The sequence below is a fragment of the Citrobacter europaeus genome (assembly GCF_037482245.1).
In the GTDB taxonomy this organism is placed as follows: Bacteria; Pseudomonadota; Gammaproteobacteria; order Enterobacterales; family Enterobacteriaceae; genus Citrobacter; species Citrobacter europaeus.
The window spans coordinates 1,912,589-1,927,616 of the sequence record NZ_CP148084.1; the positions used below are offsets into that span (position 1 = coordinate 1,912,589).

General features: G+C 53.6%; 15 protein-coding genes, 1 pseudogene and 1 other annotated feature. Of the genes and pseudogenes, 6 read left to right on the forward strand and 10 right to left on the reverse strand.

Annotated features, from left to right (window positions below):
• Nucleotides 1-25: 25 nt before the first annotated feature.
• The 9 genes from hisIE to hisL all read right to left on the reverse strand — a co-directional run bounded on the left by hisIE (nucleotide 26) and on the right by hisL (nucleotide 7,256).
• Nucleotides 26-637, reverse strand: a complete 612-nt coding sequence (gene hisIE / locus WHR59_RS08675) for a bifunctional phosphoribosyl-AMP cyclohydrolase/phosphoribosyl-ATP diphosphatase HisIE (protein WP_172863151.1) — start codon at nucleotides 635-637, stop codon at nucleotides 26-28.
• Nucleotides 631-1,407, reverse strand: coding sequence for an imidazole glycerol phosphate synthase subunit HisF (gene hisF, locus WHR59_RS08680; RefSeq protein WP_019077116.1), 777 nt, complete (start codon nucleotides 1,405-1,407; stop codon nucleotides 631-633). Before hisF ends, hisIE begins: the two co-directional genes overlap by 7 nt.
• Nucleotides 1,389-2,126, reverse strand: coding sequence for a 1-(5-phosphoribosyl)-5-[(5-phosphoribosylamino)methylideneamino]imidazole-4-carboxamide isomerase (gene hisA, locus WHR59_RS08685; protein ID WP_172863150.1), 738 nt, complete (start codon nucleotides 2,124-2,126; stop codon nucleotides 1,389-1,391). Before hisA ends, hisF begins: the two co-directional genes overlap by 19 nt.
• Nucleotides 2,126-2,716: an imidazole glycerol phosphate synthase subunit HisH gene (hisH, locus tag WHR59_RS08690; RefSeq protein WP_043016851.1), complete on the reverse strand. Its 591-nt coding sequence runs from the start codon at nucleotides 2,714-2,716 to the stop codon at nucleotides 2,126-2,128. The genes hisA and hisH overlap by 1 nt, the downstream gene beginning before the upstream one ends.
• Complete coding sequence (gene hisB / locus WHR59_RS08695; RefSeq protein WP_075145973.1) at nucleotides 2,716-3,783, reverse strand: bifunctional histidinol-phosphatase/imidazoleglycerol-phosphate dehydratase HisB; 1,068 nt, start codon at nucleotides 3,781-3,783, stop codon at nucleotides 2,716-2,718. Before hisB ends, hisH begins: the two co-directional genes overlap by 1 nt.
• Nucleotides 3,780-4,859, reverse strand: a complete 1,080-nt coding sequence (gene hisC, locus WHR59_RS08700; protein WP_043016849.1) for a histidinol-phosphate transaminase — start codon at nucleotides 4,857-4,859, stop codon at nucleotides 3,780-3,782. Before hisC ends, hisB begins: the two co-directional genes overlap by 4 nt.
• The gene (gene hisD / locus WHR59_RS08705) at nucleotides 4,856-6,160 is read right to left on the reverse strand and encodes a histidinol dehydrogenase (protein WP_075145975.1); all 1,305 of its coding nucleotides are present in this window, start codon (nucleotides 6,158-6,160) and stop codon (nucleotides 4,856-4,858) included. The genes hisC and hisD overlap by 4 nt, the downstream gene beginning before the upstream one ends.
• Before the next feature lie 5 nt (nucleotides 6,161-6,165).
• Nucleotides 6,166-7,065 (reverse strand): ATP phosphoribosyltransferase, encoded by a 900-nt coding sequence (gene hisG / locus WHR59_RS08710; RefSeq protein ID WP_003030161.1) that lies wholly within the window; start codon nucleotides 7,063-7,065, stop codon nucleotides 6,166-6,168.
• Between the two features lie 45 nt (nucleotides 7,066-7,110).
• Nucleotides 7,111-7,233 (reverse strand) — a sequence feature (His leader region).
• The gene (hisL, locus tag WHR59_RS08715; protein ID WP_100250077.1) at nucleotides 7,209-7,256 is read right to left on the reverse strand and encodes a his operon leader peptide; all 48 of its coding nucleotides are present in this window, start codon (nucleotides 7,254-7,256) and stop codon (nucleotides 7,209-7,211) included. Its footprint overlaps the feature before it by 25 nt.
• A 174-nt stretch (nucleotides 7,257-7,430) precedes the next feature.
• Here hisL and WHR59_RS08720 point away from each other — a divergent pair, with 174 nt between their 5' ends.
• The 4 genes and pseudogenes from WHR59_RS08720 (at nucleotide 7,431) to plaP (ending at nucleotide 10,858) form a co-directional block, all read left to right on the forward strand.
• Nucleotides 7,431-8,255: an SDR family oxidoreductase gene (locus tag WHR59_RS08720; RefSeq protein WP_075145976.1), complete on the forward strand. Its 825-nt coding sequence runs from the start codon at nucleotides 7,431-7,433 to the stop codon at nucleotides 8,253-8,255.
• Between the two features lie 40 nt (nucleotides 8,256-8,295).
• Nucleotides 8,296-9,280: pseudogene (locus WHR59_RS08725) on the forward strand (LysR family transcriptional regulator).
• Between the two features lie 164 nt (nucleotides 9,281-9,444).
• On the forward strand, nucleotides 9,445-9,507 hold the full coding sequence (gene yoeI / locus WHR59_RS24465) for a membrane protein YoeI (protein WP_100194947.1): 63 nt from the start codon (nucleotides 9,445-9,447) through the stop codon (nucleotides 9,505-9,507).
• Nucleotides 9,497-10,858 (forward strand): putrescine/proton symporter PlaP, encoded by a 1,362-nt coding sequence (gene plaP / locus WHR59_RS08730; protein WP_016153551.1) that lies wholly within the window; start codon nucleotides 9,497-9,499, stop codon nucleotides 10,856-10,858. Before yoeI ends, plaP begins: the two co-directional genes overlap by 11 nt.
• A 59-nt stretch (nucleotides 10,859-10,917) precedes the next feature.
• On the opposite strand, the gene sbcB is transcribed toward plaP, so the two are convergent.
• On the reverse strand, nucleotides 10,918-12,342 hold the full coding sequence (sbcB, locus tag WHR59_RS08735; protein ID WP_047410206.1) for an exodeoxyribonuclease I: 1,425 nt from the start codon (nucleotides 12,340-12,342) through the stop codon (nucleotides 10,918-10,920).
• Nucleotides 12,343-12,411: 69 nt separating this feature from the next.
• On the opposite strand from sbcB, the gene WHR59_RS08740 reads away from it, so the two are divergent.
• Together WHR59_RS08740 and phsA are read left to right on the forward strand one after the other, a co-directional pair.
• A complete protein-coding gene (locus WHR59_RS08740; protein WP_075145978.1) occupies nucleotides 12,412-12,621 on the forward strand; it encodes a hypothetical protein in 210 nt (69 codons plus the stop codon).
• Nucleotides 12,622-12,742: 121 nt separating this feature from the next.
• On the forward strand, nucleotides 12,743-15,016 hold the full coding sequence (gene phsA, locus WHR59_RS08745) for a thiosulfate reductase PhsA (protein ID WP_075145979.1): 2,274 nt from the start codon (nucleotides 12,743-12,745) through the stop codon (nucleotides 15,014-15,016).
• The last annotated feature ends 12 nt before the right edge of the window (nucleotides 15,017-15,028 follow it).

The window sequence follows — 15,028 nt, forward strand, 5'->3', positions numbered from 1 at the left end:
CCGGCATAGTGCCGGTATCTGTCTATTACTGATGTCTTTTGCGTAAATTCTCAATCACCGTCGTCAGGTCGAGGTCCTGATCCTGCAGCAGCACCAACAGGTGATACATCAGGTCAGAGGCTTCATTCGTTAACTCGAAACGATCGTTCACGGTTGCGGCAAGCGCGGTTTCCACGCCTTCCTCGCCCACTTTCTGGGCAATGCGTTTAGTGCCGCTGGCATACAGCTTCGCGGTGTAGGAACTTGCGGGATCTGCGGTTTTACGTTCGGTAAGCAGTTGCTCGAGTTGATACAGGAACAGCCACTGGTGGCTGGCGTCGCCAAAGCAGCTTGAGGTGCCTTTATGGCAGGTCGGGCCAATCGGGTTAACCAGCACCAGCAGGGTGTCGTTGTCGCAGTCAGGTGCAATGCTCACCACATTAAGAAAGTTGCCAGAGGTTTCACCTTTGGTCCACAGGCGTTGCTTGGTTCGCGAGAAAAAGGTCACTTTGCCGCTTTCAAGCGTTGTATCCAGCGCCTCTGGGTTCATATAGCCCAGCATCAATACTTCACCGGAAACCGCATGCTGCACGATGACTGGCATCAGTCCGTCGGTTTTTTCCCAGTCCAGCTCGCGGCATTGTTGTTTCGTTAACATATCCTGATCTCCACGCCCTGTGTTGCCAGGTACGCTTTTAATTCGCCAATATTGATAATTTGCTTGTGAAAGACGGAGGCGGCAAGCGCGCCGTCCACGTCGGCGTCCCGGAAAGCTTCCAGGAAATGTTCCATAGTGCCCGCGCCGCCGGAGGCAATCAGCGGTACATGGCAGACGTCGCGCACTTTTTTCAACTGCTCCAGGTCATAACCGTTACGTACGCCGTCCTGGTTCATCATGTTCAGTACGATTTCGCCTGCGCCGCGTTTTTGGACTTCCTGTACCCAGTCCAGCGTTTCCCACTGCGTGACGCGGGTACGGCTTTCATCCCCGGTATACTGATTCACATGATATTTGCCGGTTTCGGCGTCATACCAGGTATCAATGCCCACCACGATGCACTGCACGCCGAAGCGGTCCGCCAGACGAGTGATAAGCTCCGGTTCGGCCAGCGCCGGGGAGTTGATGGAGATTTTGTCCGCCCCGAAGGAGAGGATACGTGCCGCATCGTCGATGGATTTAATGCCACCGGCAACACAGAACGGGATATCGATCACTTCCGCTACGCGTGATACCCAGCTTTTATCCACTACGCGGCCATCGCTGGACGCGGTGATATCGTAGAACACCAGTTCATCTGCGCCTTCATCGGCATAGCGTTTTGCCAGCGGGACAATGTCGCCAATAATCTCGTGATTGCGGAACTGGACGCCTTTTACCACCTGACCATCACGGACGTCCAGACAAGGAATTATGCGTTTTGCCAGCATTGAATGGCCTCCTCAACGGTGAACTTTCCTTCCAGCAGGGCTCGTCCGACAATCACGCCGCGAACTCCGGTCCCGCGCAGGGCTACTACATCCTCAATTCCGCCAATGCCGCCAGATGACTGAAACGCGACCTGCGGGTATTTGGCGCACACTTCTTCATAAAGCGCGACGTTCGAGCCTGCCAGCGTACCATCGCGGGAGATATCGGTGCACAGCACGTGCTTCAGGCCGACGGGTAAATAGGTCTCAACCAGTTCTTCCAGTGAAACCCCGGAATCTTCCTGCCAGCCGCTAACCGCTACCTGTTTATTGCCGCGCTCGTCAATACGAACGTCCAGCGCCAGCACCAGCGCGTCGGCGCCAAAACGGGTTAACCAACTCTTGACTTCCTCGGGGGATTTTACCGCCGTCGAGCCCACCACCACGCGCGCCACGCCTGCGTCAAGAAGCGCCGCAACGTCCGCTTCCGTGCGCACGCCGCCGCCAACCTGAACCGGAACATTGACGCCAGCGACCAGCGTTTTAATCAGCGGGATCTGGCGCTGCGCCGGATCTTTCGCGCCGGTTAAATCTACCAGGTGCAGTACCTCTGCACCCTGGGCTGCATAATCCTGCAAACGGGGAAGAGGATCGTTGCCGTAATCACGTTGCTTAGCGTAATCGCCCTGATGAAGACGCACCACCGTGCCGTCGATTAAATCTAATGCCGGAATAATCATTACATCTCCAGAAAGTTTTTCAGCAACTGCGCCCCAGCCGCGCCCGAACGTTCCGGGTGAAACTGCACGCCAAAGAAATTGTCCTTTTGTACTGCCGCGGTAAACGGTTCGCCGTAATTGCACTGGGCGATGGTCCACGGGTTTACCGGCATAGCGTAGCTGTGTACAAAGTAGAAATACGCGCCATCTTCAATGCCCTGGAACAGACGATTTCCCGCCTGCGGATAGATGCGATTCCAGCCCATATGCGGCAGAGGCAGACCGAAATCGGTCATCTTCGGAACGTCCTGCTCAATAATGCCCAGCAGGGAAACACCGTTACTCTCTTCGCTACGACGGCCAAGCAGTTGCATGCCTAAGCAGATCCCCAGTACCGGTTGCGTACAGGCTTTAATCAGTTCAATCAGATCGCGCTCGTGCAACTGGTCCATAGCCGCCTGGGCGGTACCGACGCCTGGCAGAAACAGTTTATCGGCACGCAGCACTACGTCCGGGTCACGGCTGACAACTGGGTCGTATCCATGGCGTGCGACGGCGGATTTTACCGAGTGCAGGTTGGCGCAACCGGTATCAAGGATCACCACGTTCATTACAGCACTCCTTTTGAGGAGGGCAGCGTATCGCCTTCTACACGAATCGCCTGACGAAGCGTACGACCAAAGGCTTTAAACAGGCTCTCCACACGGTGGTGGTCATTTTTCCCTTTGGTTTTCAGGTGTAAGGTGACGCCCATGGTATAGGAGAGCGAACGGAAGAAGTGTTCAATCATCTCCGTGCTTAGATCGCCCACGCGCTGGTAGGTAAATTCTGCGCGATATTCCAGGTGCGGACGCCCGGAGATATCCAGCGCGCAACGTGCCAGACACTCGTCCATCGGCAGCACAAAACCAAAACGGTTGATGCCACGTTTATCGCCTAATGCCAGCTTTAAGGCTTCACCCAGCGCCAGACCGGTATCTTCAACGGTGTGGTGATCGTCTATGTACAGATCGCCCTTGACGGCAATCTCCATGCGAAAACCGCCGTGGGTGGCGATTTGATCCAGCATGTGGTCAAAGAAGCCAACGCCGGTATTAATTTTGCTGCTGCCTTCGCGGTCGAGCCAGACTTTGACGTCAATCTGCGTTTCTTTGGTATTACGCTCAACGTGCGCGTAGCGGTCACGTTTGGTCAGTTGCTCGCCGATCATCGGCCAGTTCAGGGTATCGCGGTGATAGCGTAATCCGCTAATGCCCATATTTTCAGCGAGCTGAATATCGGTCGCCCGGTCGCCAATGACGTAGCTGTTTGCCACATCCATGGCCTGCTCAACCAGATACTGCTCAACCAGCTTCACTTTTGGCTTACGGCAATCGCACTCGTCCGCTGGCAGGTGCGGGCAGATCAGTACCTCATCAAACGCAACGCCCTGAGAGGTGAAGATTTGCATCATCAGGTTATGCGGACCGTCAAAATCAGCCTGCGGGAAGCTCTGCGTACCGAGTCCATCCTGGTTAGTAATCATTACCAGCTTAAAGCCCGCCTTTTGCAGTTTCAGCAAAACGGGAACGACTTCCGGCTCGAAGGCGAGTTTGTCAAAGCGATCGACCTGATAGTCACTTGGCGGTTCGGAAATCAGGGTTCCATCACGGTCAATAAAAAGATACTTCTGGCTCATACTTGCTCCGCACGTAAGGCGTCAATGACGCGCTGGCTCTCTTCACGGGTTCCGACAGTAATTCGCAGGCAGCCGCTTAACGAAGGTTGTTTATTCTGATCTCGTAAGATAATGCCCTGATCCCACAAAGATTTAAATACGCTGCTTGATGCGGTGAAGCGCGCCAGAACATAGTTGGTTTCAGAGTTGAAAACCTGTTCTACACAGCGAATTTCTTTTAGGTTCTCCACCAGATACTGACGCTCTTGCAGGATCTGCTCTACGCGTTGGCGCATGGCGGAAATCCCTTGCGGCGTCAGCGCCTGGGCGGCGATATCCGCCACCGGCGTAGAGAGCGGGTAGGGAGCAATCACCTTTAACAGCAGATTGATAACCTCTTCATTCGCCAGCGTAAAGCCGCAGCGTAAACCGGCGAGAGCAAACGCTTTGGACAGCGTGCGTAATATCGCCAGATGCGGATATTCAGAAAGCCAGCCAGTCAGCGTAGCCTGCGGACAGAACTCAATATAGGCCTCATCAGCGACCACAATGGCTTTACCCTGCGTCATTTCGAGCAGTGCGCGCAGGTCTTGTGGGTTAATCAGCTGGCCGGTTGGGTTGTTGGGGCTGCATACGTAGACTACCTTCACGCCATCAAGCTTGTCCGCGATGCCCTGCAAATCCAGTTGCCAGTTATCAAGGGTCGGGACGGTGCGGCATTCAACGCCAATCGTTTCTGCGCTGACGCTGTACATGCCGTAAGTCGGCGGACAGTACAAAATTGCATCTTTACCGGGTTCACAAAATGCACGCACCAGCAGTTCGATCCCTTCATCTGCGCCGCGGCTGACCAGCACCTGTTCCGGTTTGACGCCAGCATACTGCGCGTAATTCTCAATCACCGCTTTCGGCTGGCACTCCGGGTAGCGGTTCAGCGTCTGCTGGCTTAGCTGAAACTCAACGGCGGTGGGGTACTCATTCGCGTTGAGCCAGACATCGCCGTTGCCGCCAAGGCGACGAGCAGACAGATAGGGCGTTAACTCGCGAACATTCTTACGGGCTAAATCAGTGACGCTGAGAAAGTTGTCAGTGCTCATGCTTGCTCCTTCAGGGCGTTAACGCGCAGGGTGACGGCATTTTTGTGGGCAGTCAGTCGTTCAGCAGCGGCCAGTGTTTCAATGGTTGAGGCCAGGGCAGAGAATCCTTGAGGTGTTAATTCCTGTACGGTCATCCGTTTCTGGAAATCCGCCAGCCCAAGGCTTGAGCAGGTCGCGGTATAGCCGTAGGTTGGAAGAACGTGGTTGGTGCCAGAAGCGTAGTCGCCTGCGGATTCCGGTGACCAGTCGCCGAGGAACACCGAACCGGCGCTGGTGATATCGTCAACCAGCTCTCGCGCGTTACGGGTCTGAATAATCAGGTGTTCCGGGCCGTAGGCGTTAGAAATGTCCACGCACTGCTCAAGATCGTTGGCGACAATCAGTCGGCTGGCACTGAGCGCCTGGCGCGCGGTCTCAGCGCGGGAAAGTTCGGCGAGCTGGCGTTCAACGGCTTTGGCAACGCCCTCTGCCAGCGTAGCGTCTGGCGTCAGGAGGATAACCTGCGAGTCGGGGCCGTGTTCGGCCTGAGAAAGCAGATCGGAAGCGACAAAGTCTGGCGTTGCGCCGCTGTCGGCGATAACCAGCACTTCGGACGGGCCAGCAGGCATGTCGATAGCCGCGCCGTCAAGACGCTGGCTAACCTGGCGTTTGGCTTCGGTCACATACGCATTGCCTGGCCCGAAGATTTTATCGACCTTTGGAATAGATTCAGTCCCCAGCGCCAGCGCGGCAATAGCCTGCGCGCCGCCCACATTAAACACCTCTTTTACGCCACACAGCTGTGCGGCGTAGAGAATTTCATCGGCAATCGGCGGCGGTGAGCAGAGCACCACTTTTTGGCACCCGGCGATGCGCGCCGGGGTCGCCAGCATTAATACGGTAGAGAACAGCGGCGCCGATCCCCCTGGAATATACAGCCCCACGGAAGCGATAGGACGGGTCACCTGCTGGCAACGGACACCCGGCTGAGTTTCGATGTCCACCGGCGGCAGGATTTGCGCGGTGTGGAAAGTAGCAATATTACGCACCGCCGCCTGCATGGCTTGTTTCAGTTCGTCGCTCAGGCGACTGCTGGCCTGCTGAATTTCTTCCTCGGTGACGCGCAGTACGCCGACCTCGGTTTTATCAAACTTCGCGCTGTATTCACGTAGCGCCCGGTCGCCATTATTTTTGACGTTCTCAAGGATCTCGGCCACCGTGCGGCTGATGCTTTCAGAGGAGGAAATCGCCGGGCGCATCAGCAGTTCGCGCTGCTGCTCAGGGCTACAGCTATTCCAGTCAATCAGGGTATTGAAGCTCATGGTCGTTACTCCATCATCTTCTCAATCGGCAGCACCAGAATTGAGCTGGCACCGAGCGCTTTCAGTTTTTCCATCGTTTCCCAGAACAGGGTTTCGCTGCTGACCATGTGCATGGCAACGCGCTGCTGGTCACCCGCCAGCGGCAGAATAGTCGGGCGCTCAGCGCCAGGCAGCAGAGCGATGACTTCGTCCAGACGCTCGCTCGGCGCGTGCATCATGATGTACTTGGATTCACGGGCCTGAATCACCCCCTGAATACGGGTCAGCAGTTTGTCGATCAGTTGTTGCTTGGCGTCGGCCATTTCGCCGTCGCGCTGAATCAGGCAGGCTTTAGAACGGTAAATCACTTCCACTTCACGCAGACCGTTAGCTTCAAGCGTTGCGCCAGTTGAAACCAGATCGCAAATCGCATCAGCCAGACCCGCGCGGGGAGCGACTTCTACAGAGCCGTTTAACAGACAGGATTTAAACGATACCCCTTTTTGATCGAGATAACGTTTGAGCAGGTGCGGGTAAGAAGTCGCGATACGCTTACCGTTCAGTGCTGCCGGGCCATCCCAGGCTTCGTCAACCGGGGTTGCCAGCGAGAGACGGCAGCCGCCGAAGTCCAGGCGGCGCAGGGTAAAATAGCGAGGATCTTCACCCTGTGCCCGGCGGTTGAGCAGTTCCTCTTCGAGAACGTTTTCCCCGATGATGCCGAGATCAACGACGCCATCCATTACCAGACCAGGGATATCGTCATCACGCACGCGCAGGATATCGATTGGCATATTCTCCGCCATCGCAATCAGGCGCTGGGTGTGGAGATTAATTTTAATGCCGCAACGGGCCAGCAATTCGCGTGAATCATCGCTTAAACGGCCTGATTTCTGCATAGCTATGCGTAAACGGGTGTTATCTAACATTCTCTATTCCTCGTTATCCTGTCTGAATCAGTTTGGGTCACGCACAAAAAAAAGCCCCCGGAAGAAATCTTCCGGGGGCTTTCTCATACGCTCATGCACCGCTGGAAGATTTAAATGTCTCCCAGCACACATCGCCTGAAAGACTAGTCAGGATGATGGTGATGATGGTGTTTAAATTGAGCGCGTGTCATAAATTTTCTCGATGAATGTTTATTCATTTGATGTCTTTTAACCTAAACCACTTTAGCTACGGAAAGCAAGGGCTTTTTTTGATCATTAATTCATTTCATATTGATACTATGAATTGTCAGCCGCAGTGGGCTAGCGTAGCCTTGCGTTATAGGCCAAAAGTCAGGAGAGAAGGCATGAAAAAGGTCGCAATTGTCGGTTTAGGTTGGTTAGGCATGCCGTTAGCTATGTCGCTGGCGGCGAGAGGCTGGCAGGTTACCGGCAGCAAAACCACATTGGATGGGGTGGAAGCGGCCCGCATGAGTGGTATCGAGAGCTACTCGCTGCGCCTGGAGCCTGAACTGGTCTGTGAGCCAGACGATCTCGACGCACTGATGGACGCCGATGCGTTGGTTATTACGCTACCTGCGCGCCGTAGCGGCCCGGGGGAGGCATTTTACCTGCAGGCTATGCAGGAACTGGTCGACAGTGCGCTGGCGTATCGTATCCCGCGGATTATTTTTACCAGCTCGACGTCGGTTTATGGCGATGCACAAGGCATCGTGAAAGAAGGGACGCCGCGTAACCCGGTTACGGCGAGCGGTCGGGTTCTGAAAGAACTTGAAGACTGGTTGCACAATTTACCAGGCACCTCGGTGGATATTTTGCGCCTGGCCGGGCTTGTGGGGCCGGGCAGACATCCTGGTCGCTTTTTCGCTGGCAAGACGGCGCCAGATGGTCATCATGGCGTCAATCTGGTGCATCTGGATGATGTGGTTTCTGCCATCTCGTTGCTGCTGCAAGCGCCCAAAGGGGGACACATCTATAATATATGTGCGCCTATGCATCCGGCGCGTAATGTGTTCTATCCGCAGATGGCCCGCCAGTTGGGGATGGAGCCGCCAGAATTTCGCGGCGGTGAGGATAACGGTAAAGGTAAAGTCATTGATGGCAGCCGTATCTGTAATGAGCTTGGGTTTGAGTACCAGTATCCCGACCCGCTGGTGATGCCGATGGAGTGACAGGCCAGCAGAGTGTCGCTGATACCGCCAGGGGGCGAGTATGAAACCACTGCTGGATGTTCTTATCATTCTCGATGCGTTGGAAAAAGAGGGCAGTTTCGCGGCGGCGTCGGCAAAATTATTTAAGACGCCGTCGGCGCTTAGCTATACCGTCCATAAGCTGGAAAGCGATCTTAATATTCAGCTACTCGATCGCAGCGGACATCGGGCGAAGTTTACCCGCACCGGTCAGATGCTGCTGGAAAAGGGGCGGGAGGTGCTGCACACCGTCCGCGAACTTGAAAAGCAGGCGATTAAACTTCACGAAGGCTGGGAGAATGAACTGGTTATTGGCGTCGATGATACGTTTCCCTTTTCGCTGCTGGCCCCACTCATCGAATCTTTCTATCAACACCACAGTGTGACGCGCCTGAAATTTATCAATGGCGTGCTGGGCGGCTCATGGGATGCCCTCACTCAGGGACGGGCGGATATTATCGTCGGCGCCATGCATGAACCGCCTGCCGCGAGCGAATTTGGCTTTGTGCGGCTGGGGGTTCTGGAACAGGTGTTTGTGGTTGCGCCGCATCACCCGCTGGCACAGGAACAGGAGCCGTTAAGTCGTCGCACCATTCGGCGTTTTCGCGCCATTGTGGTGGGCGACAATGCGCAGCATGCCAGCGCCTCAGGTTCTCAGGTGCTTGACGATCAGGAAGCGATTACCGTTTTTGACTTCAAAACCAAGCTGGAACTGCAAATCAGCGGTCTGGGATGTGGCTATATTCCGCGCTACCTGGCGCAGCGATTTCTGGAGAGCGGCGCGCTGATTGAAAAAAATGTGGTCGCGCAAATTGTCTTTGAACCTGTGTGGATAGGCTGGAATGAACAGACCGCCGGGCTAGCCAGTGCCTGGTGGCGGGATGAGATTTTAGCAAATAGTGCTATTGCGGGGGTGTACGTTAAAACGGCTGCTGATAAATCAATCAGTTAAGAAAAAATATTCTTTTACAGCTGCTTCATTCTCTTGTTATTTCTCTCCAAATTAGTGCAAAATACGCCGCTTGCAAAAAATGACATTAACCGACGTTTTCATACGCGTCGGTTATTTTTTTTTGCATCAAACCAATCATTCATAAAAGAGGCCGGGCTTCGTACCGGATAGATACTTACTTAAAAATCGACAGTTGTTGTCGCTGAGGATTAACAAAAAATGGGGCAATTTTTTGCTTACGCGACGGTTTTCACCGTAATGGGGGATAACCATGTCGCATAACGCTACTCCAAACACCTCTCGCGTGGAATTACGTAAAACGCTTACGCTGGTTCCGGTTGTCATGATGGGCCTTGCCTATATGCAGCCGATGACGCTGTTCGATACATTCGGTATCGTATCAGGAATGACCGATGGTCACGTCCCGACAGCTTACGCCTTTGCACTGATCGCCATCCTCTTTACCGCACTGAGCTACGGTAAACTGGTGCGTCGCTATCCGTCTGCAGGCTCTGCCTACACTTACGCCCAGAAATCCATTAGCCCGACCGTTGGCTTTATGGTGGGTTGGTCATCACTGCTGGACTACCTGTTCGCACCGATGATTAACATTCTGTTGGCGAAAATTTATTTTGAAGCTCTGGTGCCGTCGATACCGTCATGGATATTCGTGGTGGCGCTGGTGGCCTTTATGACCGCCTTTAACCTGCGCAGCCTGAAATCTGTTGCGAATTTCAACACCGTCATCGTGTTGTTGCAGGTGGTACTGATTGCAGTGATCCTCGGCATGGTCGTTTATGGCGTGTTCGAAGGGGAAGGTGCCGGTACGCTGGCGAGTAGCCGTCCGTTCTGGTCTGGTGATGCGCATGTGATCCCGATGATCACGGGGGCCACCATCCTGTGCTTCTCGTTCACCGGTTTTGACGGAATCAGCAACCTGTCAGAAGAAACCAAAGACGCTGAACGCGTGATCCCGCGTGCGATTTTCCTGACCGCGCTGATTGGTGGCCTGATCTTTATCGTCTCCACCTATCTGTTGCAGTTGTACTTCCCGGATATCTCGCGCTTCAAGGATCCAGACGCTTCGCAGCCGGAAATCATGCTGTATGTCGCTGGTAAATTCTTCCAGGTTGGCGCGCTGATTTTCTCTACCATTACCGTACTGGCGTCCGGTATGGCGGCGCATGCAGGCGTAGCGCGTCTGATGTACGTGATGGGCCGTGACGGCGTATTCCCGAAAAGTTTCTTCGGTTACGTACACCCGAAATGGCGTACTCCGTCCATGAACATCATTCTGGTTGGTGCGATTGCTCTGCTGGCAATCAACTTCGACCTGGTGATGGCGACGGCGCTGATTAACTTCGGTGCGCTGGTAGCGTTTACCTTCGTTAACCTGTCGGTAATCTCCCAGTTCTGGATCCGTGAGAAGCGTAACAAAACGCTGAAAGACCACTTCCAGTACCTGTTCCTGCCAATGTGCGGTGCGCTGACCGTTGGCGCGCTGTGGGTGAACCTGGAAGAGAGCTCAATGGTTCTGGGCCTGATCTGGGCTGCTATTGGCCTGATCTACCTGGCTTGCGTGACCAAAAGCTTCCGTAATCCGGTACCGCAGTACGACGAAGATATCGCGTAATAGCGGCATTTAGCTGAAAAAAAACGGAGACATGTTCTCCGTTTTTTTATACGTGGGATTTATACAATCTCTTGCGCATACTGCCAGAGTGATTTCAGCAGCATCAGCTTTTCTTTGTTGTCCGCATATTGCTGACTCAGCATCTGTAATTCATTGGCATAATTTTGCAAAAACTCCGGCGTGAATACCTGACGACGATGGTCCAGCCAGCGTTGTTGTTCGGCTTCATCCAGCGTTCCGGGGAAGTTACGCGCGCGGTAATTAAACAGCAGTTTTTCAATGCGTTTATCAACAAAGGAGATATCCAGCGCCGGTAAATTGCGCGGTTCGGTTTCCAGAACGATTTTCATCGCGGCGCGGTCGGCATCGCTGAAAAAGCCGTTGTACAACTGGGCGTCTACGTTGTCAGATGACACAAAGGGTTGTGCATCGGCGAAGATAGCCACGACTTTGTCGCGTACCTGAGGGTTTTCGCGCAGAACCTTGAGATTGTCCAGGCATTGCTGGCGGTTAATACCAAGACGATCGGCATCTTCCGGGCGCAGAGTGTTCGCTTGTGCCAGGACCGGACATTTGTTGATGTGCACCAGTTTAACCGGTACAGCGGGGTTATCTCCCAGATCTGCCTTAGCGGTGTAGAGCCGCTCACGCAGCGCGTCGCTGTCCAGCTCGAGCAGCGGCGAAATATCACCGGCTAAGTCGACCATAATCACCGCGTTGCGATTCTCCGGGTGCCAGGCCAATGGTGCCACCCAACTGGTGTTACCGCGCCACGCGCCAAACATACCCGAAACATGAACCAACGGCTTCATTTGCGGGACATCAATCAGCGCGGCCAGCTTGTGCTTATTACGATGGCTGTAGAGATAATCAAACAGGCGCGGCTGGCGCGACTTCACTAACTGTGCCATCGCGATCGTGGCGTAAACGTCGGCCATCGCATCGTGGGCATTGGCGTGTTCAATACCGTTGGCTTTGGTCAAATGCTCCAGGCGAAAACTGGGTAAGCCGTCGTCGTTTTCCGGCCAGTTAATGCCTTCAGGACGCAGGGCATAGCAGGCGCGCATCACATCCAGTAGATCCCAGCGTGAATTATCGTTCTGCCAGCTCCAGGCATAGGGATCGTAGAAATTGCGATACAGAATGTTGCGCGTCACCTCATCATCGAAGCGCACGTTGTTATAGCCCAGGATACAGGTTTTCGGCACGGTGAACAGGGCGTGGATGCGCGCAGCAAAAGCGGCTTCATTCTCTCCCTTTTCACGTGCTTCCTGCGGGGTGATTCCGGTTATCAGCACCGCCTCAGGCTGCGGCAGATAGTCGTCTGCGGGTTTGCAGTAAAAGACTTCAGGTTCACCGATGATGTTGAAATCGTTATCTGTGCGGATAGCCGCAAATTGCGCGGGCCTGTCCAGCGCCGGATGGGTACCAAAGGTCTCGTAATCGTGGAAGAGAAAACCAGGTTGCTGCTTGCCGTCATTCATTGTTCAGTTATGTCCGGGATCAATTTAGCGCTCGGCCAAGAATACCAAAAAATAGCGAGGTAATCAGCAATGGCATTATCGATGCTGGATGGCGCACGCAATAAAATTGCGATGAATGCGGCTTTAATAGAATTGAATAATAAACTCTGTGCTATTAAAGGAAATTACTGGAATAAATTTCCTGAAATTGACGGGCTGGAAAATAATCTAATTGATAACCATTATTGTTATTTTTTCTGTCGGTTTGTTGTTTCTGGAAGTTTTAAAAGTCTTTTATAAACAATAGGTTTTTATAATCTTGAATTGACGACTTCATATTGTAATGAAATGTGAGTGAGGTTAAAAATTAATAATTTAAACGCCATATAATCATTGGATATATCTAATAACAGGAGGTTATATGAGCATTAGTCGGCGTAATTTTTTGCGAGGAGTGGGCATCGGTTGCTCAGCCTGCGCGATAGGGAGTTTCCCGCCAGGCGCACTGGCGCGAAATTCTCCACAGAGCATTAAGGGGAAAACATCCCTGACGCCAAGTTTGTGCGAAATGTGTTCTTTTCGCTGCCCAATTCAGGCGCAGGTAATTAATAATAAGACGGTTTTTATTCAGGGGAACCCTAATGCGCCTCAGCAGGGGACGCGGATCTGCGCTCGTGGTGGCAGCGGTGTTAGCCTGGTCAACGACCCACATCGTATTGTTAAACCCATGAAGCGCACAGGACCTCGCGGGAGCGGTGAATGGCAGGTAATTAGCTGGCAGCAGGCGTATAAAGAAATTGCTGAAAAAATGACGGCAATAAAGGCGCAGCATGGTCCGCAAGGGGTCGTATTCTCTTCCAAATCCGGTTCGCTTTCTGGTCATTTATTTCATCTGGCAACAGCATTTGGATCGCCAAACACCTTTACTCACGCGTCGACGTGTCCTGCCGGAAAAGCCATTGCCGCGAAAGTAATGATGGGCGGTGACTTAGCCATGGATATCGCCAATACCCGATATATGGTCTCTTTTGGCCATAACCTCTATGAAGGCATTGAAGTTGCCGATACGCATGAGCTAATGACCGCGCAGGAAAAGGGCGCCAAAATGGTCAGTTTCGATCCCCGTCTGTCCGTCTTCTCCAGCAAGGCGGATGAATGGCATGCGCTTAAACCGGGCGGCGACCTGCCGGTGTTAATGGCCATGTGTCACGTCATGATTAATGAAAATCTGTATGACGCAGACTTTGTGGCACGCTACACCACCGGGTTTGACCAACTGGCAGAAGCAGTACAAGAAACCACGCCGGAATGGGCGCAAAAGCAAGCGGATGTGCCTGCTGATGTTATTGTCCGGGTCACCCGCGAAATGGCCGCCTGTGCGCCTCATGCTATCGTCAGCCCAGGCCATCGCGCGACGTTTTCGCAAGAAGAAATTGATATGCGGCGTATGATTTTTACCCTCAATGCGCTGCTGGGTAATATTGAGCGTGAGGGTGGCTTGTACCAGAAAAAAGCCGCGGCAACCTACAACAAGCTGGCCGGAGAGAAGGTTGCTCCTGTGCTGGCAAAACCCGATGTCAAATTACCCAAACCAGCTGCACAGCGCATCGATCTGGTTGCCCCTCAGTTTAAGTACATTGCGGCGGGCGGTGGCGTGGTACAAAGCATTATCGACGCTGTGTTAAATCAGACGCCTTACCCGGTGAAGGGCTGGATTATGTCCCGTCACAATCCCTTCCAGACGGTAACCTGTCGGCCAGATCTGGTTAAAACCGTTGAACAGCTCGATCTGGTGGTCAGTTGCGATGTCTATTTAAGCGAAAGCGCGGCGTATGCCGATTATCTTTTGCCTGAATGTACTTACCTTGAGCGCGATGAAGAAGTCTCTGACATGTCGGGCCTGAATCCGGCCTATGCCCTGCGCCAACAGGTTGTTGAACCTATAGGCGATGCACGTCCGAGCTGGCAAATCTGGAAAGAACTGGCCGTGCAATTAGGTCTTGGGCAATTCTATCCCTGGCAGGATATGCAGACGCGACAACTGTTCCAGCTCAATGGCGATCATGCGCTGTCCGCTGAACTGCGTCAGAAAGGATATCATGAGTGGGGTGTTCCGCTGCTGCTGCGTGAACCTGAAGCGGTGCGTCAGTTTGTGGCGCGCTATCCGGGCGCTGTGGCGGTTGACGGCGACGGCACCTATGGCGAGCAACTGCGCTTTAAATCCCCGTCGGGAAAAATCGAACTCTACTCTGAGGCGCTGGAAACGCTTCTGCCTGGCTACGGCATTCCGCGCGCCCGCAATTTTGCCCTCAAAAGCGACAATGAACTCTATTTTATTCAGGGAAAGGTGGCGGTTCATACCAATGGCGCGACGCAATATGTGCCGCTGCTCAGTGAGCTGATGTGGGACAACGCGGTGTGGATCCACCCACAAACGGCCCGCGAAAAAGGGATTAAAAACGGCGATGAGATCTGGCTTGAAAATGCGACCGGCAAGGAAAAAGGCAAAGCGCTGGTCACTGCCGGAATTCGACCCGATACGCTGTTTGTTTATATGGGATTTGGCGCCAAGGCGGGAGCCAAAACAGCGGCGACGACGCACGGTATTCACTGCGGTAATTTGCTTCCGCATGTTACCAGTCCGGTTTCCGGTACGGTGGTACATACCGCTGGCGTTACGCTCCGTCGGGCATGAGAAAGGAGAACA

Bases quoted from the DNA above. Each gene is read 5' to 3' on its own strand.
- hisIE (WP_172863151.1), bottom strand. From the start codon at position 637: ATGTTAACGAAACAACAATGCCGCGAGCTGGACTGGGAAAAAACCGAC.
- hisF (WP_019077116.1), bottom strand. From the start codon at position 1,407: ATGCTGGCAAAACGCATAATTCCTTGTCTGGACGTCCGTGATGGTCAG.
- hisA (WP_172863150.1), bottom strand. From the start codon at position 2,126: ATGATTATTCCGGCATTAGATTTAATCGACGGCACGGTGGTGCGTCTT.
- hisH (WP_043016851.1), bottom strand. From the start codon at position 2,716: ATGAACGTGGTGATCCTTGATACCGGTTGCGCCAACCTGCACTCGGTA.
- hisB (WP_075145973.1), bottom strand. From the start codon at position 3,783: ATGAGCCAGAAGTATCTTTTTATTGACCGTGATGGAACCCTGATTTCC.
- hisC (WP_043016849.1), bottom strand. From the start codon at position 4,859: ATGAGCACTGACAACTTTCTCAGCGTCACTGATTTAGCCCGTAAGAAT.
- hisD (WP_075145975.1), bottom strand. From the start codon at position 6,160: ATGAGCTTCAATACCCTGATTGACTGGAATAGCTGTAGCCCTGAGCAG.
- hisG (WP_003030161.1), bottom strand. From the start codon at position 7,065: ATGTTAGATAACACCCGTTTACGCATAGCTATGCAGAAATCAGGCCGT.
- WHR59_RS08720 (WP_075145976.1), top strand. From the start codon at position 7,431: ATGAAAAAGGTCGCAATTGTCGGTTTAGGTTGGTTAGGCATGCCGTTA.
- plaP (WP_016153551.1), top strand. From the start codon at position 9,497: ATGTCGCATAACGCTACTCCAAACACCTCTCGCGTGGAATTACGTAAA.
- sbcB (WP_047410206.1), bottom strand. From the start codon at position 12,342: ATGAATGACGGCAAGCAGCAACCTGGTTTTCTCTTCCACGATTACGAG.
- WHR59_RS08740 (WP_075145978.1), top strand. From the start codon at position 12,412: ATGGCATTATCGATGCTGGATGGCGCACGCAATAAAATTGCGATGAAT.
- phsA (WP_075145979.1), top strand. From the start codon at position 12,743: ATGAGCATTAGTCGGCGTAATTTTTTGCGAGGAGTGGGCATCGGTTGC.